Origin of the sequence: Nocardia terpenica (assembly GCF_013186535.1) — a bacterium.
In the GTDB taxonomy this organism is placed as follows: domain Bacteria; phylum Actinomycetota; class Actinomycetes; order Mycobacteriales; family Mycobacteriaceae; genus Nocardia; species Nocardia terpenica.
Map to the genome: position 1 here is coordinate 120,313 of NZ_JABMCZ010000005.1, position 23,851 is coordinate 144,163.

The 23,851-nt window shown below is 70.5% G+C and carries 22 protein-coding genes; 9 read left to right on the forward strand and 13 right to left on the reverse strand.

All coding sequences use genetic code 11. The features are described 5' to 3' along the window. Positions 1–100: 100 nt before the first annotated feature. Entirely contained in the window at positions 101–1,498 is a 1,398-nt protein-coding gene (locus tag HPY32_RS36420) for an amidase (protein WP_067588796.1), read from the reverse strand. 119 nt (positions 1,499–1,617) lie between these two features. On the opposite strand from HPY32_RS36420, the gene HPY32_RS36425 reads away from it, so the two are divergent. Further along, entirely contained in the window at positions 1,618–2,196 is a 579-nt protein-coding gene (locus HPY32_RS36425; protein WP_067588795.1) for a TetR/AcrR family transcriptional regulator, read from the forward strand. 114 nt (positions 2,197–2,310) lie between these two features. Here HPY32_RS36425 and HPY32_RS36430 read toward each other — a convergent pair whose 3' ends face one another. Then, positions 2,311–3,165 (reverse strand): LysR family transcriptional regulator, encoded by an 855-nt coding sequence (locus HPY32_RS36430; protein ID WP_067588794.1) that lies wholly within the window; start codon positions 3,163–3,165, stop codon positions 2,311–2,313. Positions 3,166–3,235: 70 nt separating this feature from the next. Between HPY32_RS36430 and HPY32_RS36435 the strand changes: the two genes are divergently transcribed. Genes HPY32_RS36435 through HPY32_RS36445 form a run of 3 tightly spaced genes read left to right on the forward strand, consistent with a single transcriptional unit; the run spans position 3,236 to position 5,303 of the window. Beyond that, positions 3,236–3,553, forward strand: coding sequence for a hypothetical protein (locus HPY32_RS36435; protein WP_067588792.1), 318 nt, complete (start codon positions 3,236–3,238; stop codon positions 3,551–3,553). Then, the gene (locus HPY32_RS36440) at positions 3,550–4,296 is read left to right on the forward strand and encodes an SDR family NAD(P)-dependent oxidoreductase (protein ID WP_067588790.1); all 747 of its coding nucleotides are present in this window, start codon (positions 3,550–3,552) and stop codon (positions 4,294–4,296) included. The genes HPY32_RS36435 and HPY32_RS36440 overlap by 4 nt, the downstream gene beginning before the upstream one ends. Beyond that, on the forward strand, positions 4,293–5,303 hold the full coding sequence (locus HPY32_RS36445; protein WP_067588788.1) for an amidohydrolase family protein: 1,011 nt from the start codon (positions 4,293–4,295) through the stop codon (positions 5,301–5,303). The genes HPY32_RS36440 and HPY32_RS36445 overlap by 4 nt, the downstream gene beginning before the upstream one ends. Before the next feature lie 108 nt (positions 5,304–5,411). On the opposite strand, the gene HPY32_RS36450 is transcribed toward HPY32_RS36445, so the two are convergent. From HPY32_RS36450 to HPY32_RS36460, 3 genes are all read right to left on the reverse strand, one after another. Then, complete coding sequence (locus tag HPY32_RS36450) at positions 5,412–6,557, reverse strand: RNA polymerase sigma factor (protein ID WP_067595880.1); 1,146 nt, start codon at positions 6,555–6,557, stop codon at positions 5,412–5,414. A 2-nt stretch (positions 6,558–6,559) separates the two neighbouring features. Beyond that, entirely contained in the window at positions 6,560–6,967 is a 408-nt protein-coding gene (locus HPY32_RS36455) for a YciI family protein (RefSeq protein WP_067595879.1), read from the reverse strand. An 86-nt stretch (positions 6,968–7,053) separates the two neighbouring features. Then, positions 7,054–7,788: a dienelactone hydrolase family protein gene (locus HPY32_RS36460; RefSeq protein WP_067588786.1), complete on the reverse strand. Its 735-nt coding sequence runs from the start codon at positions 7,786–7,788 to the stop codon at positions 7,054–7,056. 225 nt (positions 7,789–8,013) lie between these two features. Between HPY32_RS36460 and HPY32_RS36465 the strand changes: the two genes are divergently transcribed. Further along, entirely contained in the window at positions 8,014–8,622 is a 609-nt protein-coding gene (locus HPY32_RS36465; RefSeq protein WP_082871440.1) for a thiamine phosphate synthase, read from the forward strand. A gap of 4 nt (positions 8,623–8,626) precedes the next feature. On the opposite strand, the gene HPY32_RS36470 is transcribed toward HPY32_RS36465, so the two are convergent. The 6 genes from HPY32_RS36470 to HPY32_RS36495 form a co-directional block, all read right to left on the reverse strand. Continuing rightward, complete coding sequence (locus HPY32_RS36470; RefSeq protein ID WP_067588785.1) at positions 8,627–9,640, reverse strand: C-terminal binding protein; 1,014 nt, start codon at positions 9,638–9,640, stop codon at positions 8,627–8,629. 37 nt (positions 9,641–9,677) lie between these two features. After that, a complete protein-coding gene (locus tag HPY32_RS36475; protein WP_067588782.1) occupies positions 9,678–10,871 on the reverse strand; it encodes a phosphonoacetaldehyde reductase in 1,194 nt (397 codons plus the stop codon). Continuing rightward, entirely contained in the window at positions 10,868–12,028 is a 1,161-nt protein-coding gene (gene aepY, locus HPY32_RS36480) for a phosphonopyruvate decarboxylase (protein ID WP_067588780.1), read from the reverse strand. Before aepY ends, HPY32_RS36475 begins: the two co-directional genes overlap by 4 nt. Continuing rightward, positions 12,025–12,891 carry an isocitrate lyase/phosphoenolpyruvate mutase family protein gene (locus HPY32_RS36485; RefSeq protein WP_067595877.1) on the reverse strand — a complete coding sequence of 289 codons (867 nt, stop codon included), beginning with the start codon at positions 12,889–12,891 and terminating at the stop codon, positions 12,025–12,027. Before HPY32_RS36485 ends, aepY begins: the two co-directional genes overlap by 4 nt. Positions 12,892–12,908: 17 nt before the next feature. Further along, positions 12,909–14,276 (reverse strand): hypothetical protein, encoded by a 1,368-nt coding sequence (locus tag HPY32_RS36490; RefSeq protein WP_197696511.1) that lies wholly within the window; start codon positions 14,274–14,276, stop codon positions 12,909–12,911. Between the two features lie 178 nt (positions 14,277–14,454). Then, positions 14,455–15,873 (reverse strand): aldehyde dehydrogenase family protein, encoded by a 1,419-nt coding sequence (locus tag HPY32_RS36495; RefSeq protein ID WP_067588776.1) that lies wholly within the window; start codon positions 15,871–15,873, stop codon positions 14,455–14,457. Between the two features lie 203 nt (positions 15,874–16,076). On the opposite strand from HPY32_RS36495, the gene HPY32_RS36500 reads away from it, so the two are divergent. Then, positions 16,077–16,943, forward strand: a complete 867-nt coding sequence (locus tag HPY32_RS36500) for a LysR family transcriptional regulator (RefSeq protein WP_067588774.1) — start codon at positions 16,077–16,079, stop codon at positions 16,941–16,943. Positions 16,944–16,981: 38 nt separating this feature from the next. Here the strand turns inward: HPY32_RS36500 and HPY32_RS45900 are convergent, their stop codons facing one another. After that, positions 16,982–17,110 (reverse strand): hypothetical protein, encoded by a 129-nt coding sequence (locus HPY32_RS45900; RefSeq protein ID WP_267466579.1) that lies wholly within the window; start codon positions 17,108–17,110, stop codon positions 16,982–16,984. Between the two features lie 206 nt (positions 17,111–17,316). On the opposite strand from HPY32_RS45900, the gene HPY32_RS36505 reads away from it, so the two are divergent. From HPY32_RS36505 to HPY32_RS36515, 3 genes are all read left to right on the forward strand, one after another. Beyond that, positions 17,317–20,703 carry a tetratricopeptide repeat protein gene (locus HPY32_RS36505; RefSeq protein ID WP_067588772.1) on the forward strand — a complete coding sequence of 1,129 codons (3,387 nt, stop codon included), beginning with the start codon at positions 17,317–17,319 and terminating at the stop codon, positions 20,701–20,703. Between the two features lie 86 nt (positions 20,704–20,789). Then, entirely contained in the window at positions 20,790–22,007 is a 1,218-nt protein-coding gene (locus tag HPY32_RS36510) for a sensor histidine kinase (protein ID WP_156674491.1), read from the forward strand. Further along, on the forward strand, positions 22,004–22,648 hold the full coding sequence (locus HPY32_RS36515; protein WP_082871438.1) for a response regulator: 645 nt from the start codon (positions 22,004–22,006) through the stop codon (positions 22,646–22,648). Before HPY32_RS36510 ends, HPY32_RS36515 begins: the two co-directional genes overlap by 4 nt. A gap of 16 nt (positions 22,649–22,664) precedes the next feature. Here HPY32_RS36515 and HPY32_RS36520 read toward each other — a convergent pair whose 3' ends face one another. Continuing rightward, complete coding sequence (locus HPY32_RS36520) at positions 22,665–23,741, reverse strand: alcohol dehydrogenase catalytic domain-containing protein (RefSeq protein WP_067588768.1); 1,077 nt, start codon at positions 23,739–23,741, stop codon at positions 22,665–22,667. Between the last annotated feature and the right edge of the window lie 110 nt (positions 23,742–23,851).

Below are 23,851 nucleotides of genomic sequence, written 5' to 3' on the forward strand. Positions count from 1 at the left end.
GCGGGCGGGAAGGATTACGACACCGAAGCCGTTGTCGTGCTTGATGATTGGCTCGACGGGGTGAACGGCCGGGATTGCCGCCTCCGGTGATGTCGGTTGGTCACAGCGGGGGTCGTCTTGTCTGTGGCGGGGCGACGGTCTCGAGGGCCGCGCCCAGCGCGAGCAGCGTCGGTTCGGCGTACCAGGTGGCGGCGAGTTGGACACCGATGGGGAGGCCGTCGGCGGTGCCGAAAGGGAGTGCGAGGGCGGGAAGTCCGGTGAGGTTGAAGGGTACGGTGGCGCGCATGACGGCGCGGGCGGGTAGCTCCTGATCGCCCGCGGTGAGGGTCGGGCGAGCGTGGCGCGGAGCCGGTGCGGGCGTGACGGGCAGCAGCAGGGCGTCGTAGCGGGTGAAGTAGTCGGCGAAAAGTGCTGCGAGGCTTTCGACTTCGTGCTGGGCGTCGACGTATTCCGACAGCGACGGTTCGGGGGCGTCGAGCACCTTGGCGATGACGGGATGGACCTCGTCCTCGCGGCCCGCCGCGGTTTCGCGGAAGACGGCGGTTACCTCGGCGGTGAACAGCACGGCCGAAAGCAGGGTGGCGTCGATGTCCGCGAGCGCCTCCAGCGGGGCGGGCTCGACCGTGCAGCCGAGGTCGGCGAGGGCGTCGGCCGCGGCGCGCACGGCCCGGGTGACCGCCGGGTCGAGGGGGCCGAATTCGGGACCGGTGAGCACGCCGACCCGCAGTCCGGGCACCGCCGGTGCCGGGTCGAGCCGGACGGGCCGCAGGTAGGGGTCGCGGCCGTCCGGTCCGGCCAAGCGCCGCAACGCGGTGGCGAGGTCGCGGACGCTGCGCGCCATCGGCCCGACATGCCAGTAGCGCAGCGGCACCCGCGGCCAGTGGCCGGTGACCGGGATGCGGCCCCGGGTCGCCTTGAGCGCCGCGATCCCGGTGTCGTGGGCCGGTCCTCGTACCGAGATCGCGACGTCGCTGCCGAGTCCCAGCGGCGACATCCCCGCGGCGATGGCCGCGGACTCGCCACCACTGGACCCGCCCGGGGTGCGCTCGGGATCCCACGGGTTCAGCGATCGCCCGGCGACGAGATTGTCGGTCTCTGTCCAGTAGGAGAATTCGGGGAGATTCGTCTTCCCCAGCACGATGCCGCCCGCCGCGCGCAGCCGCGCCACCGCCGTGGCGTCCGTGTTCGCGATCCGGTCGGCGAACAGACGCGAACCGCGGGTAGCGCGCATCCCGGCGACATCGAGGGAGTCCTTGACCGTGACCGGCACACCGTGGAACGGACCGAGGCGCGCACCGGCGGCGACGGCCGCGTCCGCGCGGGCGGCCTGTTCGAGGGCCTGGTCGGCCGCGACGGTCACGAAGGCATTGACGCCGCCGTCGACCTCCGCGATCCGATCCAGGTGGGCCTGTACGAGTTCGGTCGAGGTGCACGTGCCCCTCGCCACCAGCTCGGCCATGGCCGTGGCGTCCAGCGACGGCAGGTCGATATTCGTCATCGCGCGGGCCTCTTTTCGTTGTCACACTTTTCTTAATGCCATAATCAAGGCTTTAACCGAGCCTCTCAGGATCAGCCCGCTAATGCAAGGGATATGGCATTAACGGTAGGATTCCCGGCATGGCAACAGCATCCGGTGGGCGCGGGCCGAAGCGTCGGCCCGGCGGACGCAGTGCCGTCGTGTTGTCGCAGGTGACCAAGGCGGTGGAGGAGCTGGTCGCCGAGCGTGGCAGCGAGAATCTGACGATCCCGGTGGTCGCCGAGCGCGCCGGAGTGCAGGCCTCGAGCGTCTATCGGCGCTGGGGCGGCATGGCGAATCTGCTCAACGAGGTCGCGACCTATCGACTCGACCCGCGCCGACCGATCCCCGAAACCGGCAGTCTCCGAGGAGATCTCGAATATTGGAGCCGCGAGATCGTCGCGCACTACCGGCAGCCGGTGCACGCCGAACTGCTGCGCGGCGGTGCCGCCACCGCGGGCGAGTCCGACTCCGACTGCCTGCGGAACCGGCGCACCGAAGCCGAACTGATCGCCGCGCGGCACGTGGACGCCGACGCCCGTGCGGTGCAGGCGGACCGGATCATGGACCATGTGTTCGCCCCCCTGATCTATCGGCTGATCTTCACGCCCTGGGACGTCGACGACGCCTACGCCGCCCGATTGGTCCGCGAACTCGTCGATCCGCGGACCACACGCTGAGTCGTCGGTGGCCTCGTCCGAGCGCAGCGCCCGCCGACCCGACCCCATCCGCATCCCCGCTGCGCTCGACGGACCGATTCGCCAGCAACCTGGCCGTAGTCGCCGACCGGTAAGTCACGCCGGTCGACCGGCGTCGGCGATTGTCAGCGCGGCGGCCACGAACGACGCCACCAGCGGTCGCCGATCCCGCTCGTTCCAGGCGAGCACGAGGCGGCTGGGCGGGGCGTCGAGCACCGGAACGCAGACCAGGCCCGGCGGGACCGGTTGGACCAGGGAGCGGGGCAGCACGGCGATCATCCGGCTCACCGCGATCATGTGCAGCATCTGGACCACATCGGCCACCTCCGGAGCGGCGGCGTCGCCCCCGGCGATGCCGGTCCAGCGCGGCAGCGTCTCACCCTCCAGATCCGCCATTCGCGCCGCGGCGCGCCCGGCCAGCCGGTGCCCGGCCGCGACGACGACCACGCGGTCCTCGGCGATCAGTGTCTCGTGGTCCAGGCCGTCGAGATCGTCGAACGGCGCGTAGAGCAGACCGACATCGGCGCGGCCGTCGCGCAGGAAGTCGTTGCGGTCGGTGGGTCCGCTGAACAGGATGTCCACCCGGCGCGCGTCGGGCTGACGGGAGTATTCGGCCAGGATCGCCGACAGCAGGCCCGCATCGCCGCCGGGCTTGAGCACGAGCCGCAGATGAGCCCGAGTATCCCCGGCGCGCCGGGCATTTCGGACGGCTGCCCCGACCGCATCGACGGCGTGCCGCCCGTGCTCGCGCAACGCCTCCCCCGCCGCGGTGAGTTCGACGTGCCGGCTGGAGCGGACGAAAAGCGTGACACCGAGCCGGGTTTCGATCCGCCGGATCGCCTTCGACAGCGCGGGCTGGGCGATGGACAGCCGGACGGCGGCCCGGCCGAAGTGCAGTTCGTCGGCGACCGCGAGGAAGTACTCGAGCTCGCGGGTCTCCAGTTCGATCATGCCTCCAGGTTATCGCTGGATATCGAACCGGTCTTGGACGGCGGCGGCGTGATCCCTCGAGAATTGCTGCATGATCAACCATACGATGATCGTTTCCTTCGATCGTCCCCTGCCCGACAGCGAGCTCGACCGATACCTCGCGGATATCGAAAAGGTCATGCGCGACACCGGTTTCGTGCAGTCGGTCGCGACCGGCCGTCATCTCCCCGTCCCCGGCGAGGACGCCATCGCGGCGCTGATCGCGACCGCGATCGTGCAGGTCACCGTGGCCGACATCGACACGCTGGCACAGGCTTTCACCGCGCCGGGCATGCACGAGGTCATCGACCACTGGCAATCGCGGCACCCGTACCAGGTCGCCTGGGCCAACCACGAGCCGCTGGCATGAGCGGCGCTTCGCGAAAGGTAGGTCTGGTCACCGGGGCCGGTAGCGGGATCGGCCGCGCGACGGCCCTGGCCTTCGCCCGGACCGGCACCGCCGTCGCCGTCCTCGATATCGACGAGAGCGCGGCGGCCGAGACCACCGACATGATCCGCGAGGGCGGCGGGGAAGCGTTGACCGTCGCCGTCGACATCGCCGACGAACGCTCGGTGCGGGCGGCCGTCGAGCGCACGATCACGGCCCTCGGCGGCCTCGACGTCGCCGTGAACAACGCGGGCATGGCCTCGCATCACCGGCGGCTGGACCGGATGACCCTCGACGAATTCGAGCGCGTGGTCCGGGTCAACCTGGCCGGGACCTTCCTGTGCATGAAATACGAACTGCCCCTGCTGAAAAGCGGCGGCGCGATCGTCAATATCGCCTCCAACGGCGGCCTGTACGCGATCGCGACCGCCCCCGCCTACGTGGCCGCCAAGCACGGCATCGTCGGGCTCACCAAGGTCGCCGCGGTCGACTACGCGCCCGACAACATTCGGGTCAACGCCGTGTGCCCCGGCCCGACCCGCACTCCCGGGTTCGACGAGGTCGCGGCGGGCACCGACATGATCACGCGGCAGGCGGCGAGCACACCGCTGGGGCGGCTGGCCACCGCGGACGAGGTCGCCGCGGCGGCCGTGTGGCTGTGTTCGGACGCCGCGTCCTACATCACCGGCATCGCGTTGTCGATCGACGGCGGGCGGCGGGCATGAGGATCATCGCGGTCGAGGAGCACATCACCACCGACGCGTTCCTGCGCGTCGCACACGGCCTGGGCGTCGTGCCCGGCGACGAGACCGAGATGGAGCTGATGCGCACGATAGAAAACGCTCCCGAAACTCGTTCCCGGCTCACCGATCTCGACGCCCGGCTGCGGGAGATGGACGCGCTCGGACAGGATATGGCGGTGCTGAGCCTCAATCCGCCCGGGGTGCAACCCTATTCGGCGGCCGAGGCGGTGCCGCTGGCCCGCGAGTTCAACGACGCGCTGGCCGCGACCGTGCGGCGGCACCCGGGCCGATTCGGCGGACTGGCCACGGTGGGGCCGCAGGATCCCGCCGCCGCGGCCGCCGAGATCGAACGCGCTATGGGCCCGCTCGGCCTCCACGGCATCATGATCAACTCGCACACCGGCGGCCGCTACCTGGACGAGCCGGAGTTCGCGCCGCTGCTGGCGGCGGCCGAGGCCACCCGGGCACCGATCTACCTGCACCCGCGCGCGCCGAGCACCCCCGCCTATCGCGACTACGGAATGCCCGGGGCGGTCTGGGGTTTCCAGGCCGAGGCCGGGCTGCACGCCATGCGACTCATCCTCAGCGGCACCCTGGACCGATACCCGGGGCTGACCGTCGTGCTCGGACATCTCGGCGAAGGCATCCCGTACTGGCTGCGGCGCATCGACAATCGGCACGCGTTCGCGACGCGCATACCCGGAGCCACGCCGCTACCGCGGCTGTCGCTCACGCCGAGCGAGTATTTCCGGCGCAACTTCGTGCTCACCACGAGCGGTATCGACGATCCGGACGTGCTCGGGCTGGCCCTGGGCGCGATCGGCGCGGACAAGATCATGTTCGCGATCGATACGCCCTACGAGGACCCGCCGACCGCCATCGCCTTCCTCCGCGACGCGCCACTGACCGGCGAGCAGCGCACGGCGCTCGCCCACCGCACCGCCGAGCGCGTCTTCGGCATCGCCCGGTCCCCGATCGGCCGGGACTGACTGCGTCCGGCCCGCCGTCGCTTCCGGCGGCGGGCCGGACGCCGGGGTTCGGTCGGTCGGGAATCCGATCCCGACCTCGCGGCCATCCGCTCGTTCCGCACCGAATGATCACGCCCGCAGCAGTTGCCGCACCCGGGCGGCCTCGCCGATGAGGTGATCGCGCTCCGGCATGCTGGTCGCGGCCCGGGATGCCTCGGCATACAGCTCGGCGGCGCGTGCGAGGTCACCGGCGCGTTCCAGCAGATACGCCCGCGCGGCGGCGTACCGGGGCAGACCGGGATCCACCTCGGCCAGCGCCGTCAGCCCGGCCTGCGGTCCGTCGGCCTCGCCGACCGCCACCGCCCGATTGAGCCGCACCACCGCGCTGCCGGTGAGGTGCAGCAGTTCGTCGTACCACTCCACGATCTGCACCCAGTCCGTCTCGTCGGCGCTCGGGGCGTCCGCGTGCAGGGCGGCGATGGCGGCCTGCGCCTGGTATTCGCCCAGCCGGTCGCGGGCCAGCGCGCCCTGCAGGATCGTCACCCCCTCGGCGATAAGGCCGGTGTCCCAACGGGATCGGTCCTGCGCCGCGAGCGGCACCAGGCGACCGCCCGGGCCGGTGCGAGACGCCCGGCGCGCGTGGTGCAGCAGCATGAGCGCGAGCAGCCCCGAGACCTCGGGCTCGTCGGTCGTGGCGGCGAGCTGGCGGGTGAGGCGGATCGCCTCGGCCGCCAGGTCGACATCTCCGCCGTAGCCCTCGTTGAACACCAGGTAGAGCACCCGCAGCACCGTCGCGAGATCGCCGGGCCGATCCAGCCGCACCCCCGCGAGCCGCCGCTTGGCCCGGCTGATCCGCTGCGCCATGGTCGCCTCGGGAACGAGATACGCCGCCGCGATCTGCCGCGTGGTCAGACCACCGACCGCGCGCAGCGTCAGAGCCACCGCCGAACCCGGCGACAGCGACGGATGCGCACACAGGAAATACAGCCACAGCGTGTCGTCCGTGTCGGGCACCGGACCGGCGGCGGGCTCGACCTGCACCGCGAATTCCCGCCCCCGCCGCGATGTTTCGGCGCGGACCGCGTCGAGGAACCGGCGCCAGGCCACGGTGACCAGCCAGCCCTTGGGGTCGCGCGGCGGGTCGTCCGGCCACACCCGCACGGCCTCGACCAGGGCGTCCTGCACGGCATCCTCGGCCGCCGCGAAATCCGCTCCGCGACGGACGAGGATGCCGATCACACCGGGGGTGAGGGCCCGCAGCAGCGCCTCGTCCACCGTCACTCCGTGATGGTCGCGGGCGCGGCCAGGAACGGGCGCACCTCGATCCACTCGTGGATCGGCTTGCCGCCCGCACCCGGGGCCGCCGACAGCTCCCCCGCCAATTCCAGTGCCCGCTCGTAGGTTTCGACATCGATCACCATCCACCCGGCGATCAGGTCCTTGGTCTCCGCGAACGGACCGTCGGTGACCGGCGGCCGCCCCTCGCCGTCGAAGCGCACGAACGTGCCCTCCGGGGCGAGCGCCTGCGCATCGACGAACTCACCGCTGCCCTCGAGCCGCGCGGCCATATCGAGCATGTACTGCATGTGGGCCGAGACCTCCTCGGGCGTCCACCGATCCATCGGCACGAAGTTGTCCGGTACCGGCGCGCCCCGGTAATGCTTGAGCAGCAGATACTTGGCCATCAGGTTCTCCTTCAGTGCGGTACGGCCCATTCTGGCCGCATTCTCCCCTGAGACGGAGCCGCACCCGGATTCTCGACACGGGGGCCTCAGTGGTTGATCGGGGTGTGCTCGAGCAGGGCGTGCAGACGGTCCCAATGGTGCTGTAGGGCGGCGGGGTCGAATGCCGCGGTGTCGGACATGGTGAAGCCGTGGACGGTGCCGGGGTAGATCTCGGAGGTGTAGTCGACACCGGCGGCGTCCAGGGCACGGTTGAGTTCGCCGAGGGCCGCGGGGGTCAGGTCGGTTTCGGCGTGGCCGAAGTGGACCCGGGCGGTGAGCGCGGCGAGGCTGTCGGGGCCGTCGGCGGCCACGGGGGCGTGGAATCCGGCGACCGCGGCCACCCGGCCGGGGTGGGCCACGGCGGTGCGCATCGCCCAGAGTCCGCCGATGCAGTAGCCGGTCACCGCGACCGGTCCGGCGGCGACCTCGGGCTGGGCCGTGAGGAAGTCGAGGTAGGCGTCGGCGTCGCGCAGGACGCGGTCGGCGGTGTGCGCCTCGATCAACGGCATCAACCGGGCGACGATCGCGGGCCGGACGTCTTCGCCGATGAACTCGGGAAGCTCGATCACCGGCGCCGGGCCGTGCCGGTAGAAGTAGTTGGGGACGAGCACGTAGTACCCGTGCCCGGCCAGTTCGCGGGCCAAATCCCGCACCACGGGCCGGATGCCGAGGGCGTCGGCGTACATCAGCACCCCGGGGTGGCGCTCGCCGTGGTCGGGGAAGGCGGCGAAGGCGTCGGCCCGGCCGTCGGCGGTGGGAATGTACAGGGTCTCGCTGGGCATGAATTCTCCTGTCGTGGTTGATCTCTGGTGCCTGTGATCAACACGACGAGGCGGAGCCCGCACGGCGCTCAGAGCAGCGCCCGGTCACCGATCCGTGTGTGGCGCAATGCCGTCCCGGGAGTCATCGTCCCCCACCCTATACACCGAAACGATGTCTGCAAAGTCCGGGCAACGACCACTGAGCCGGCGGCCGAAGATCGGCCGAGACGGTATGGGGTAACTTTCATGCCCGTGTCGACGGACCGCGATTCTCGCCTGCCCGCGCTGTATCCGATCACGCCCGCGTGGGTTGCGCCGGATCAGCGCGGCGGGCTCGTGCGATGCATCGAGGCCGAACTTCGGAGCGGGGTCGGTCTGCTGCGGATCCGGCTGCCCCTGTGGGCGGGCGACCTCGTCCGCGATCTCGCGTCCGAGCTGTCGGCGAGCGTCGAAGCCGCCTGTGCGCGAATAACTCTCGACGCGGACATCCCGGGCGCGCAGGCGCTCGGCGGCGGCTTCGGCGTGCACCTGGCGGCGCGCCAGCTTGCCGGTCTGGACGAGCGGCCGCTGCCGCCCGGTCGGCTCGTCGGGGCCAGCTGCCACAGCGAACAGGAGCTCGAACACGCCCTGCGTCTGGGAGCCGATTTCGTGACCTTGTCGCCCGTCGCCCCCACCGCGTCGCATCCGGACGCGGAACCCCTGGGGTGGAACCGCTTTCGGCAACTGATCGCAGGGTATCCGCTTCCCGTCTACGCATTGGGCGGCATGACACCGGACCAGCTGACCGAAGCGCGCCGATACGGTGCCCACGGCGTAGCGGGAATCAGGGCATTCTGGCGGTCGACCGTCGAGTGAACCCTCAAATTCGCCCGGGAAGGTTGGTCCGCCCGTCGAGCACCGCTCGGACGATTTCGGCGACGCGGCGGCGGCTGCTGGCCTCCGCCTCGGTCGACAGGAATGCGCGATGGCTGGACAGGACCGCTGCCGGATGTTCGAGCACGGTGCGCCAGCGGGGGTCCTCGTGCGGGTTCTCCGGGAAGAAGACGTCCAGGCCGACCCCGGCGATCCCGCCGGACTCGAGCGCCTTGCCCAGGGCCACCGGGTCCACGAGCGCGCCCCGGGCGGCATTGACCAGATAGGCGTCCGGCCGCATCGCCCGCAGCTCGGATTCCCCGATGAGGCCGGTGGTTTCGTCGTTCAGCGGGCAGTGCAGGGTCACCAGATCCGAGGCGGCCAGCAGTTCCCCGAGGGTGTCGACGGCGGTGCCGCCGTATCCCTCGGCGAGATCGCGGCCGAGGTACGGGTCGTACACCAGGAAACGGTGATAGAAGGTGCCCAGCCGCCGGGCGACCGCGCGGCCGATGCGCCCGAAACCGACGATGCCGAGCGTGCGGCGGTGCACGCGGCGCGGGACGCCACCGGCGTAGATGTCGAATCGCCCGCCGCCGAGGGCCTGGTGCTGGGGGATTATCCGCCGTTCCAGCGCGAGGGCGAGCGCGGCGGTGTGGGTGGCGACCTCGTCGACGCAGTAATCGGGGATGTAGTAGGCCGGGATGCCGCGCTCGGCGAGCAGCGGCGCGTTGAGATTGTCCACGCCGACGCCCTGCCGGACGACGGCGCGCAGCCCCGGCCCGGCCGCATCCAGTAGCTCGGCAGTGACCGGGCGGCGATACACCACGATGACATCGCAACCGCTCGCCCGTCTCAGCAGCTCAGGATCGTCGAGCAGATAGCGTCCGTCGCGCCCGGGCCCGATACGCAATTCCACACTCGGACCGAGGATGTCGCGTTCCACCGTGGCACGGGCGGAATCGATCCCGTGCGGGCCGACGAGCCACGCCGGGTCGGTGTAGAGGACGGTGTGATCGGGCATGTGCACCTACCTTCACGGAGATCGGACAATCGGTCGATCACGACATCAGTTGGGCGAGAATGTCCTCCACGCGGACCGGGCGCGGGTTGTTACCGGCCCGCGCCGACGAGACCGCCGCATCGATCAGCGGCGCCCATTCGTCCGCCGCCAGTCCGAGCTCGCCGAGCCGCCGCGGATATCCGCCCAGCGCCAACAGCCCGCCGACGAGATCGCGGACGGCGACACCGGCCGCCCGCTGCGTCGTATCGCCAACGGCGGCAACGACATCGCGCACGAAGCCGGGACCCAGCGGATGCGCGCAGTCGCCCGACGTGAGTCGGGCATTGTGCTCGAGCACCCAGGGCAGATGGAGCGCGACGGCGACGCCGTGCGGGATGCCCAGCCGGGCGGTGAGCGCATACGACAGCGCGTGTGCGGCGGTCGTCCGGCTGATGTCGATGGCGACCCCGGCGAGCGCCGCACCCCACGCGAGCCGCGACCGCAGGCCCGGGCTGTCGAAATCGCCGCGGCGCAGCACCTCACCCAGCGCGCGGGCGAGAACCTGCACGGCGTCGGCGGCGACCACCCGGGAGAAGTCATTCGCCCGCACCGCCCACCAGGATTCGACGGCCTGGCCGAACGCGTCGAGCGCACCGGCCACGGCGACCGGAACCGCCAGCGACGCAGTCAGTTCCGGATCGATGACGGCCACATCCGCCCGCATGCCCGGATGATCGATCGAGTACTTGTCGAACCCGCGATACACCGTGGCGAACCGGGTCACCTCGCTACCCGTCCCCGCCGTGGTCGGCACGAGCAGCAGCCCGCAGGCCCTCGGCGCATCGATGAGCGCCGGAACCGACAGGCAGCGTTGCGGTTCGGCCGATTGCGCCGCGAGCAACGCCATCGCCTTCGCCGTATCCAGGGCGCTGCCGCCGCCGATACCGATCACCAGATCGGGCCGGAACCGCGCCACCACCGCCACACCCGCCGCCACCTGCTCGATGGTCGGATTGGCGCGGACACCGTCGAAGTGGCGCAGGATCCGGTGCGCCGCAAGCGGTTCGACAATGCGCTCGGCCCCGCTCGCCCGGAACGACCACCGCCCGTGGACGAGCAGCACCCGTTGCGCATGCCAGCCATCCACGATATCCGCGATCCGATCCGCGGCTCCGGCGCCGAAATAGGCGGCCGGATGCCCGGGGAGCCGATCGAGGGCGGCGACCCCGGGCACGGTCGGCGGCGCGATCATCGGCCCGCCCCGTTGCCGACCGAGCCGCCCAGGTTCGCGGCGAAGCGCTCGGCGACCTCGGCCACGGTCAGACCGGTCGAGGCCCGCGGCCCGGGAGAGCCCGCCACACCGCCCGTTACATGGACCAGCACCGGCCCCTCGGCGGCCAGCGCGTCGCGCAGCGTCGAGTCCAGCTCCCCCGCCGCCGAGATCCGGAACACGGCGCGATAGCCGCTGGCCGCGGCCACCGCGGCCAGATCGGTGCGGGTGGCGGGCACCGGCTGCGCGCCGGTCGACTCGTACACCGCATTGTCGTAGACGATGTGGCACAGGTTCGGCGGCGCGAAATGCCCGATCGTCGGCAGCATTCCGAGATGCATGTAGGCCGCGCCGTCACCGTCGAGGACGACGAACCGCTGCTCGGGCCGGGCCAGCGCCGCCCCCAGCGCCAGGCCCGCCGCGTGCCCCATCGAGCCCTGCATATAGAAGTTGCGGGGCCGATCCCCGAGGTTGTACAGCGCGCGCGACAGGTACCCGGTCGTGGAGACGAGATTGGCGTCGCCCGCCGCACGCACGAGTGCCGCCACCAGCTGCTCGCGCCCGACCCCTCGCCCGTTCGCGGCGAAATCGGCACGGGCCGTGGGCCTCTCACCCGATCCGCTCCGGTCGCCGGTACCCCCGCCGAGGGTTCCGGGAGCCACCAGCAGGAACCCGGTGCGACCGTCGCGCAGGGCCGCGGCGGCCGCATCGGTAATCGGTTCCAGGTCCGATCGTTGCGGCGTGAGCAGCCAGTGCGGCACCCGCAGCGATTCCAGCCAGATCGGGGGCACCCGCCCCATCCACACGTGCTGCGGCTCCCCGGCGGTGGCTTCCGGCCAGCCCCGCATGCTCATCACCACCAGCACCGGAATCCGATACGGCAGCACCAGGGAGGTGAGCGGGTTGATCAGGTTCCCGAAACCCGAATTCTGCAGCAGCACCGCGGCCGGGGTCCCGGTGAGCCGCGCGCCCGCCGCGACGGCCAGCGCGCCGCCCTCGTTGGCCGCGGCCGCATAGCGGATGCGGGGGTGTTCGGCGAGCAGCCGGATCGTTCCCGTGAACGTCGAGCAGGGAACGCCGCTGATCAGGCGGATACCCATCGCGTCGAGGGCGTCCACGAACGCCGCGGAGGTGATCACGGCGTGGCCGAGAACCGGGCGGGCATGCCCTGCAGCGCGAAGATCTCGGCCATGGGGCTGATCCGCGACTCCACATCGGCGGCGCGGCCCGCGTGCGTGAGCCGGTCGAGCACCTCGCGCACGCCCCGAACCGCCGCGCGCAGACTGTGATTGGCGTAGATGACCAGCCCGTACCCGGCCTCGCGCAGGGTCGCCTCGGTGACCTGCGAGTAGGTCGTCGGCACCGCCGCGAGCGGCACGTCCAGATCCCAGCGGGCGCCGAACTCGAGCACCTCGTCGGGTCGCTTGCTCTTGCTGTGCACCAGCACCACATCCGCGCCCGCGGCGGCGTAGGCGTGCCCGCGATCGAGCGCCTCGTCCACGCCGGACCCGGAGATGAGGGCCTCGGTCCGGGCGATGAGCAGCGGACCGTCGCCGTCGAGCACCTCCTTGCCCGCCTTGATCTTCAGCGCGAACTCCTCGGCGGAGAGCAGATCCTGCGCGGCCTCGGCGAAGCTGTTGATCTTCGGGAACATCTTGTCCTCGATACAGACCGCCGCGATGTGGCGGCGCGCGTAGCGCTGCATCAGATAGGACACGTTGAGCGGCCCCCCGAAACCGGTGTCGCAGTCGGCGATCACCGGAAGGTCGATCACCGCGTCGACGTCCTCGGCGGCGTCGAGATATTGCGTCATGGTGAGCAGGCTGGCATCGGGCAGGCCGTGGCTGGCCGACAGCTCGAAACTGGATACCCAGACGGCCTCGAAGCCCGCCTCGGCAACGATCTTGGCGGTCAGTCCGTCGTGCGCGCCGACCGCCCGCACCGGATGGGCGCCGCGCAGCGCGGCACGAAGCAGATCCCGCTTCTCATCGACCTGTAACATGCGAATGTACTCCTGCATCAATCGTTTTCGTTCGGCCGGTACCAGAGCCGGTCCTCGGCGAGATAGCGGTTCAACCCGCCCTCCGCCATGGCGCCCAGCCCGAACCGGACCTCGGTGGTGACCGCACCGCCGATGCGGAGCAGCAATACCTTCCCCGCCGTGCCCAACTCCGTCGCGAGCAGCGCGGCGGGCAGATACGGCCGCAGGTAGGCGGAGTCGCCCGGTTCCAGCACCTCGGCGTAGGACCGCCCGCCGTGGACCCAGGTCAGGCGGACCGAGCTCTCGCCCAGGACGTAGAGATACTGGTGCTGGTAGGTGGTGAGGCGGGCCGCGTCCGACTCCTCGTACCGCAGCGCCTCGACCTCGAAAGCCGTTGTGTGCGGGTGCAATCGGTCCCCGGCCAGTGTCGTCAGCCGGTAGGCCGGATCCGTCGGGTCGGGGTGCAGCCGGGTCCGCGCCCGGGCGTGCGGTGCGATCGCGACCCCGTCGACCGCCGCGCTGCCGCCCGGCAGCAGCTCGCGCGGGTTGACTCCGAAAGCGTCTGCGAGAGCGGACAATTCGGCCCAGCTCGGATCGGCCTTCCCCGAGAAGACGTCCGCCGCACGGGGTATCGGGATCGCGGCGCGCTCGGCGATGTCGGCGACGGTGGTGATCCGGGAGTCCAGGAACGAGCGCAGCAGGGCGGCCCGCCCCTGCGGTCCCGGCGGCAGCGCCGCGGCGGCGGCGACCTCCGGCCCGGTCACCGACAGTTCGCGCTGGGCATCGCCGACCAGCGACCCGCCGTAGGTGAGGGCCAGGATCAGCGCCGGTTCGGCGGCGGTGCGGGCGGTGAACGAGTGCGGGGCATACGGCAGGCCCCACACCGAATCCCCGGTGTTCATCGGCACGCAGCGTTTCTTCGCGCCCCAGCGGTAGTAATAATTCACCGGGCCGATGAAATAGGTGAACTGATACAGCAGATGGCCGTTGTTCCAGCGGACGTCCGGATTCTCCGGCTCGTCGTCGCCCACCACCTGCAGCATCCGGATCCATTCCGGACGATAGGAGGAGATGCGGGACATGGCGGTATCCCGGTATTCGTAATACGGCACCGCACCGCGCTCGATCACGCGGGCGCTGGCGACGGATTCCTCGACCCGCACGATGCGCACGCCGGCGGGGCAGTCGTCGTGCACGGGCAGCAGGTCACGCTCGTTCAGCGGCCACATCCGGGCGGCCTTGCGGATGAGGTCCCAGGTCACCGGGCGGGTCCCGGACGTCAATTCGGAAAATGTCCCGCGCGGCAGATCGAGATCGTCCTCGGCGTTGGCGTCGTTGCGTTTCAGATCATTCGCCGCGGCGCGTAACAGGGCGGCGGCGCGTGTCTGAAAATCGCGATCCGGCACAGCGGTATCGGCAGATGCATTCAACGAGAGGCCCCCTGTTCATGACAAAAACCCCGAGCGAAGAGCAGTTGAATAGAACATTAATGCCGGGTGACCGGCAGGTCAACGAATGCTCGATGAAGGAATGTCATGCTCACGATGCGAAGCGGGTATCACCGAAATCCGCCCGAATAACGGCTTACAGGACCAGCGTTTTGATCCTGGTCATCTCCTGAATTGCGTACCGGATGCCCTCGCGGCCGAGCCCGCTGTCCTTGACGCCGCCGAAGGGGACGTTGGGCGACTCGAACTGCGGTCCGCCGTTGAGCACCACGGTGCCGACCTGGAGGGTCCGCGCCGCGTGCAGCGCGTAATCGAGCCGCTGGGTGAACAATCCGGCCTGCAGTCCGTAGCGGCTGTCGTTGACGCATTCCAACGCGTCCTCGAAATCCCGCACCCGGACGATGGGGGCGCACGGGCCGAAGGTCTCCTCCCGCACCAGCTCGCACCGGCGGTCGACATGATCGAGAACGGTCGGCCAGTACTGCGCCCCCGCGCGCCGCCCGCCGCACAGCAGCCGCGCCCCGCCCGCCACCGCCTCGCGGACCCGCCCGTCCACCGCGTGCGCGGCGCGCTCGTCGATCAGCGTCCCGATATCGGTGGCGGGATCGAGGGGATCGCCGACCCGCAAACGCTCGGCCGCCGCGCGCAGGAGCGCGGCGAAGTCGTCGGCGACGGTGTCCTGCACCAGGATTCGCTTGACGCCGCGGCAGGACTGGCCGCTGGTGGCGAAGGCGCCCGCCGCCGCCTCGGCCGCCGCGGCGGCCAGGTCGGCATCCTCCAGCACGATGAGGGCGCCGCTGTCCCCGAGTTCGAAAGCGGTGCGCATCATTCCGGCCCGCTGCGCGATGCGACGGCCGACGGTCGCGCTGCCGGTGAACGTCACCATGTCGACCATCCCGCTGGTCACCAGCGTCTCACCGACCGTGATCGGATCGCCGGTCACCAGGCTGATCATGCGCTCGGGCACACCTGCCCCGAGCAGCGTGCGCACGAACAGCGTCGCCGTCAGCGGCGTGCGCTCCGACGGTTTGACGATCACCCCCGCACCGGCGGCGATGGCGGGCGCCACCTTGGTCACCACCTGGTTGAGCGGGCGATTGAACGGCGTGATCGCCAGCACGGTGCCGACGGGTTCGCGGAAGGCGACCGCCATGCGCCTGCCCGCGGTCGGCGTGACATCGGTCGAAATGGCTTCGCCGGTAATGCGTTTGGCCTCCTCGGCGGCGAAACGCAACTGCGCGACGGCCCGGGAGACCTCCTTGGTCCCGTCCTTGTAGGCCAGTCCCGACTCCCGGCAGATCGACCGCGCGAACTCCGCGGCCGCCCGCTCGATCAGCTCCGCGCACCGGGACAGGATGTCCGCGCGCTCGTAGGCGGCGAGTTCGCAGCGGAACTGCCCGGCGGCGCGGGCCACCTCGAGCGCCTGGGCGGCCGTGGCGCGGGCCGCGACGCCGACGACTTCTCCGGTGTAGGGGTTGATCACGTCCAACCCGTCCGCCGTCGGCAGCCACCGGCCGCCACCGAAGATTTCCCTGTTTTCCGCCCGATCTCCCATTCGATCGACGCTAATTTTCCGGGCTGGGCGGGTCAAGGCCCGGCGCGGGGAAAGATGATTTCCCGGAATGGTGTGGAAAATCCGGAGAATATGCTCACAATACGTACTAGTTGGTGTCCGAAAACATTCCGAAAATTTCCGACCGGATGTATCCGGCCGATCGTATAAAGTGGAAATTTCGGCACTCACCGAAACGGGAAACCATGGAGATAGAACGCCTCCGCAATCTCATCGTGCTGGCCGAGGAACGTCATTTCGGCCGCGCCGCCCAGCGGCTGCACATCACCCAGCCCGCCCTGTCGCGGCAGGTCAAGGCGGTCGAACGAGAGTTGCGCGTCCCGCTGTTCGACCGGGACGCGCATCGCGTGGAGGTCACCCGGGCCGGAGCCGTCCTGTTCACCGACGCCGCCGAGCTGATCCAGCGCTACGACGAACTGCTGGCCCGCACCAGCCGCGCCGACAACGCCGTCACCGGGCACCTCCGCATCGCCTACTCGATGACCGCCGCCCGCACCGCGAGTGACGCACTGGTACAGACGTTCCGCGACCGGTTCCCGAATGTCGAGGTGACCGCGACCGACGGATGGTCGGAGCTGAACGTGGAGCTGCTCGCCTCCGGCCGATTGGATATCGGGTTCGTCCGGCCACCCGTCAAGAACGGTGTCGCGCTGCACCCGCTCGGCAATACCGAACTGGCGGTGGCGATTCACCCCGAACACCCCTTGGCGGCCTCGGCCCGGATAGCACCCGCACAGCTACTGGAGGTCCCGGTCACCCTGTGGTCGCGCAATCTCGGCTTCGGCTACTTCCGGCGCACCATCGATCAGATCTGGGGCGACACCGACTCGACCCTCATCCGGGAGGAACCGGCCCTGGAACCGATCGTCGCCACGGTCGCCGCGGGCGAGGGCGCCGCCGTCGTGGACCTGCACCGCCTCGAACAACTCCACCCCACCGGCATCACCCTGCGCCGCTTCACCCCGCCCGCCCCCACCGCCGAGCTCGCCGTCGCCTGGAACCCCGACAACCACTCACCCCTGATCGGCCGATTCCTGGAGTGCTGCACCTGATTACGTGACGATCGGGTTCGGCACCCCAGGTTTCCCGGTCACACCGCCGCCAGCACCAATTCCAGGATCCTGGTGGCCAGCTCCACACCCGCGGCACCGAGCTCGACCGCGCCCTTCAGGGCGGAGCTACCGGTCTCGAGCAGCACGTTGAACAGTTCCGGGTCCATCTCGCACTCCTTCGTCTGCGGTCGGGAACCTGTATCCCGCCGTCACCACCGAGCACATCAACACCGGCCGCCCGTCCAAAAGACTTCGGACGAAGGAACCCTCGAGCGCCTGGTAGCTGGGCATAATTGTCGGTGGATCGGTATCGGCTTCGGACGATCGGACACTGTCCGGACACCCCGGTTCACGTCTCGGGAGGGGAAGCGGTATGCGCACGCGGCACATTCGGGAGCCGGTGAGCGACGATCAACTGGATCGGGTGCAGACCCCGCAGCACGTGGGCGAACTGCTGCGGCAGGCCATCGAACATGCCGGACGGTCGCTGCGGGATCTTCAGGACGCCGCCGCGGACCACCTGGGCGTCGAGCCGCCCGCCCCCGGGCTGAGCCGCTCGGGAATCGGCGACATGACCAAGGGCCGCTACCTCGACGACGACCGGCTGCGCCTGGTGGTGAGCCTGTGCGGAGTGCCGAACGCGCAGCTGGTGAAGTGGTCGGCGGCCTGCGATCGCGTGGGCGGGCGGCGGCCGCGAGGGATCGACACCCTGCCCCGGGACGTCACGCTGATCGGCCGGGACTATGAGCTGCAACGGATTACCGAGGTCGCCGCGGCGAGCGGGGTGATCGCGATCAGCGGTATGCCGGGCATCGGCAAGACCGCCTTCGCGACCGGGCTGGCGCATCGACTCGCCGACCGCTACCCCGACGGCCGCCTGTTCGTCGACCTGCACGCCCACACCCGCGGGCGCACCGCCGCGGCACCGGCCGAGGTGCTGGCCGGACTGCTGATCGACCTGGGACTGGACTCGCGCGAGATCCCCGACAGCCTGGAGAACCGCCGCAATCTGTGGCGAAAGCAGGTGGCGGAGAAACGCTTTCTCCTGGTTCTCGACAACGCCCGGGACCACGCCCAGGTGGAACCGCTGCTGCCGAACGGGCCGGGCTGCCTGACGCTGATCACCGGTCGGCGGACGCTGGTCGCGCTGGACGGCGCCGCGCCGTTCGACCTGGACGCCCTGGAACCGGATCGGGCCGCCGCCCTGTTCTGCGCGCTGGCCCACCGCACGCCGTCCGGCGGCGACCCGGCGGCGGTGGCCGAGATCGTCCGGCTGTGCGGATATCTCCCGCTGGCGATCGTGCTGATCGCGGGCCGCGCGGCCAACCGCTCGGCGTGGAGCGTCGCCGAGATCGCCGAGGAGCTGGCTACGGCGCGAGACCCGCTGCGGGAGTTCGAGGCCGGGGAGCGCGCCGTGCGCGCCGCCTTCGCGATGTCCTATCGCGACATGTCGCCGGATCGGCGGCGACTGTTCCGCCGACTCGGCGTGCACCCGGGCCGCGATATCGACAAGTACGCGGCCGCGGCACTGGCCGACATCCCGGTGGCCGCCGCCGGTCACGAGTTGGAGGCGCTGTTCACCGATCACCTGCTTCAGGAACAGGCCGACGGCCGCTACCGCATGCACGACCTGCTGCGGGTCTACGCGCACGACCACGCCGCCACCGAGGATCCGGCCGAGGATCGCGCCGCCGCCGTGGACCGGGTCCTGGACTACTACCGCCGAGTCGGCGAGCTCGCCGACCGCCAGCTGACGGTCGACACCCGCTCGCGGCAACTGCCGCTCGACGGGGAATCCCCTGCCGCGCCGAGCATGACGAACCGCACCCGGGCGCTGGCGTGGTTGCGGGCCGAGCGTGACAACCTGCTCGACTGTCTCGAATACGCTGTCTCCCACGGCCGTTCGTCGCAGGCGATCGCATTGACCGGCGCCCTCGCCGGTTTGCTGCGCGTCGACGGTCCCTGGCCGGTGGCGGTCGACCTGCACCGCCGCGCCGCCGCCCTCGCCGAGGAGGGCGGCGATCCGCTCGCCGCCGCCGAGGCGCTGTACAACCTGGGCACCGTGCAATACGCGACCGGCGATTACGCGGGCGCGGTCGGTCCGATGCGGCAGGCGCTGACCATCTTTCGCGCGCGCGGCGACCGCGCCGCCGAGGCCCGCGCGCTCGGCGTCCTCGGCGCGCTGGCCTACGCCACCGGCGACTATCCCGCCACCGCCGAGCTGATGCTGCGGGCGTCGACCCGCTACGGCGAGGTCGGCGACGCCTCGGCCGGGGCATACGCGCTCATCGGACTCGGTATGGCCCGGTACGCGACCGGCGACTATCCGGTGGCGGCGAGCCTGGTGCGGCAGGCGCTGGCCGTGTTCACCGACAGCGACGACCGGCTCGGAAAGGCGTACGCGCTCAACGAACTCGGCATGATCGAATACGCGACCGGCGACTATTCCGGCGCGACCCACACCATCGAGCGGGCGCTGGCCGCCTACCTGGAGCTCGGCGACCGGGTGGCCGAGGCCCACGCCCTCAACGATCTCGCCTCGGTCCGATTCGCCACCGGCGACTATCCGGTCGCGACGAAGCTGGCGCAGCAGGCTGTCGAGATCTGCCGCGACGTCCGCGATCGGGTCGGCGAGGCGTACGCCCGCACCAATCTGGCCAGGCTGCACTTCGCGACCACCGACTGGCCCGCCGCGATCGACGACATGACCGAGGCGCTGACGATCTTCGAGGAGATCGGCGACCGGGTGGGCGCGGCCTACGCCGTCGACGATCTCAGCTGGGCGCAGTACACCAGCGGCGACTTCTCCGGCACGATCGACCAGATGACCCGCGCGCTGGGGATGTTCACCGACATCGGCGACCGGGTCGGGCAGGCGTATACGCTCGTCGAACTCGGCCTGGCGTGGTACGCGAGCGGCGACTACCCGACCGCGGCGGAGCCGATGCGGCGGGCGCTCACGATCTTCGAGGCCCTCGGCGACCGCGTGGGCCAGGCATACGTCCGCTGCGGCCTGGGCAGGCTCTGCCTCGCGATGGACGACGATCCGGGCGCGGACGAGCTGCTGCGGCAGGCATTGGCCATCTTCCGCGCGATCGGCGACCGCGTGGGCGAGGCGTATGTCCTCAGCAGCCTGGCCAGGCTCGGCTACGCCACCGACAACGATTCGGCCGCCGAGGATCTCGTGTGGCAGGCGGTGCGGATCTACCGGACCCTGGGCGATCGGTTCGGGCACGCCTACGCCCTCGGCGGCGCGGCCCTGCTGCGCTACGCCGCCGACGACCCCCACGGCGCCATCGCCCCCGCGCAGGAGGCCATGCGGATATTCGACGACATCGGCGACCGCGCCTGTCACGCATACGCTTTCGTCGGTGTGGGACTGCTGCGCTACGCCGACGGCGACCAGTCCGGCGCCATCGCCATGGTGGAACAGGCGCCGCCCATGTTCCGCGAGTTCGGCGACCGCATCGGCGAGGCCTACGCGTTCGTCGGCGCGGGCCTGCTCCGCTTCCAGTCCGGCGACTACGAGGACATGGCGAACCTGGCACAGCGGGCACTGGCGATATTCCGCGAGATCCGCGAAGAACCCCGGCGCGCGGAACTGCTCGAACGCATCACCAGAATCTGGGAGGAGTCCAGTACGCCGCAGGACGCCGTGGTCTCCTACATCGATGCGCTGCGCCTGGCCCGCGAAATCCAGATCCGCTGGAAGAAACGCAGGGTATGGCGAGACCTCCCGATCTCCGCCGCGCACCGCTGACTACACCCCGGCATACCACTTTCGGCGTACCCGGATTTCGCTGATGGACAGATGGCCCGGCCGCCGGATGTCGGCACGCTGAAGCCATGATCACGACACACCGACCCGCCCGCGCCTACGGTAGCGCTATGAACCTTGCCGCCGCGCGCCGCCGCCTCACCTGGTGGGGCGGCTCGCCGGTGGCGGTCGTGCTCGATCTGGTGATCGCCGTCGTGTTCGGCCTGCTGACCGTCGAGATGGCACACACCTCCTCGATCGGTGTGGTGCCGGAGCCGCTCGCTGCGGTGGTGGCGGGCGTCGTGGGCGTGGGTCTGTTCGTGCGACGCCGTTTTCCGCTCGCCGCGCTGGCGGCCGCGATGTTCGGCTATATCGCCTCGGGCGGGGTGTATGCGATCGCGGTGGCCGTGGCCACGGTGGCGTGGCGCTTCGGCAATGTCCGGACCACCCGGCTCGCGACCGCGGTCACCATGGTCGTGATGTTCGTGCCGTGGGGGCTGCCGATCACCGGCGACCGATTCCAGATCGCCATCTTCGTCGAGGCCACCCTGGTCGTGCTGCCCGCCGTGTTCGGACTGTGGCTGGCGCAGCGCCGCCAGCTGGTCGACTCGCTGCGCGAACGCGCCGAACAGGCCGAGCGGGAACGGGATCTGCTCGCCCGCAGCGCCGTCGTGGCCGAACGCGCCCGCATCGCCCGCGAGATGCACGACGTCGTCGCCCACCGCATCAGCCAGATGACCGTCCTCGCCGGGGCCGTGCAGGTCTCCACCGAGGGCCAGGCCGCCGAGGCCGCCGCCGCCATCCGCAACGCCGGAACCGCGGCACTCGCCGAATTACGCGAAATGCTGGGCGTACTGCGCGGCGACCAGGACGTCCCGCTGCGCCCCACGCCGACACTGGACGAGCTGCGGGAGCTGGTGGACGAGGCCGTCGCCGCCGGGCAGCCGGTCACCGCCAGCATCCCCGGCGAGCTGCCCGCGGTCTCCGGATCGGCCGGGCGCGCCGCCTACCGCCTGGTCCAGGAATCGCTCACCAATGCCGCCAAACACGCACCCGGACAGCTGGTTTCGGTGCTCGTCGACACCGACGGCCCCGCCCTGCGCGTCACTGTCCGCAACGACCTGGGACGGCCCGCCGACCACGCCGACACCGGTGGCGGGCTCGGCATCATCGGCATGCGGGAACGTGTCGCCCTGGCGCACGGCACTTTACGCATCGCCCCCGACGACGACGGTCAATTCGTCGTCACCGCAACGTTTCCGCTGCCCGAGGACGACGACCTCCGGCCGGTCCGGGAGGACATGTGATCAAGGTGGTGTTGCTCGACGACGAGGCCATCGTGCGCGGCGGTATCGCGATGATCCTCGCGGCCGGGCCGGGCATCGAGGTGGTGGCCCAGGACGGCGACGGCCGCGCCGTCGTCGACCTCATCGCCCGCCACCACCCTGACGTCGTGGTCACCGACATCCGCATGCCCTACGTCGACGGCCTCGAGGTGACCCGCCGCGTGCGCGCCCTCCCCGATCCCCCGGCCGTCCTCGTGCTCACCACCTTCGGACTCGACGAATACGTCTACGCCGCACTGGAATCCGGCGCGGCCGGGTTCCTGCTCAAGGACGCCCCACCCGCCGAACTGGCCCGCGCCGTCGAGGTGGTGGCGGCCGGAGACGCCATCCTCGCACCGGCCGTCACCAAGAGACTGCTCGACACCTTCGCCACCGGCGGCGCCAAACGAGCCCAGGCCCGCGACCAACTCGACGAATTGACCGAGCGGGAACGCGAGGTCGCCATGGCGGTGGCCACCGGCGCCAGCAACGCCGACATCGCCCGCCGCCTCCACATGAGCGAGGCCACCGTGAAAGTCCATGTCAGCCGGACGATTTCGAAACTGGGCCTGGACAACCGCACCCAGGTCGCCATCCTGGCCCATCAGGCCGGGCTGATCTGAGGGCCGTGCCGCCGGTTCAGGACGGCAGCAGCGACACCTTCACCGATTCGGTTCCGCTGGCCACCAGGTCCAGGCCCTTCTGGAAGTCGCTGAGCGGCAACTGATGGGTGCAGATCCGGTCCATGGGCAGCGCGCCGGATTCGAGCATGCGGATCGCGGCGGGCCAGCAGTGCGGGCCCAGATGCGCGCCGCGCACGTCGAGTTCCTTGTCGTCGCCGATGATGGTCCAGTCGACGGACACCTCGCTGCCGAAGACGCCGTACTCGACGTAGGTTCCCAACTTGCGCAACAGGTTCAGGCCCTGCGGCACCGCGGAGGGATGCCCGGTGCCCTCCAGATACACATCGGCCCCGTAGCCGTCGGTGAGGTCGGCGATGATCGCCTGCGCGTCCTGGTCGCGGATGTCGATGGCGATATCGGCCCCGCAGTCGCGGGCCAGGGCCAGCTTCTCCGGGGCCAGGTCCAGCGCCACCACGTGGGCCGGATGCTTGGCCCGCGCCCCGGCGATCATGCCCAGCCCGATCGGGCCGCAGCCCGCGACCACCACGACATCGTCGAAGGTGATCCCGGCGCGCTCGACCGCGTGCAGCGAACACGCCAGCGGTTCGGCGAAGGCGGCGTGCGCGGGCGGAAGTCCCTTGGGCGCCTTGTGCACCAGCGCGTCGGCGGGATAGATCATGTACTGCGCCATCGCCCCCGGGGTGCGGCGCTTGAAGCCGTAGATGTCGTGCGGCTTGCACAGGTGATACTGGCCGCGGCGGCAGTAGCGGCACCGCCAGCACGGCACGATCTGCTCGGACACGACACGGTCACCGACCCCGACACCCCAGCGGGCCGCGCCCTCGGCATCGATCTGCACGATCTCGCCGACGAATTCGTGCCCGGGAACCACACCGGTCTCCGCGTAGGCGGCGCGGTTCTCGTCGCCCCAGAACTTGACCGCGCCGCCGTAGCATTTCAGGTCGCTCGCGCAGATTCCCACCGCCTCCACCCGGACCAGCGCCTCGCCCGGTCCGGGCACGGGAACGGGGATCTCCTCCAGCCGGTAGTCCCGCGGACCGTGGCAGACCACCGCCTGCATCGTCTCTGTCATTGCGACCGCCCTTCGTTCTGTGTCGCCGCTCACGGTAACCACGCCTTGGTACATATGTCCAGAACGAATGTTCAGCGAACGGGTGGCTGTGAGCAGATGTGCAATACTGC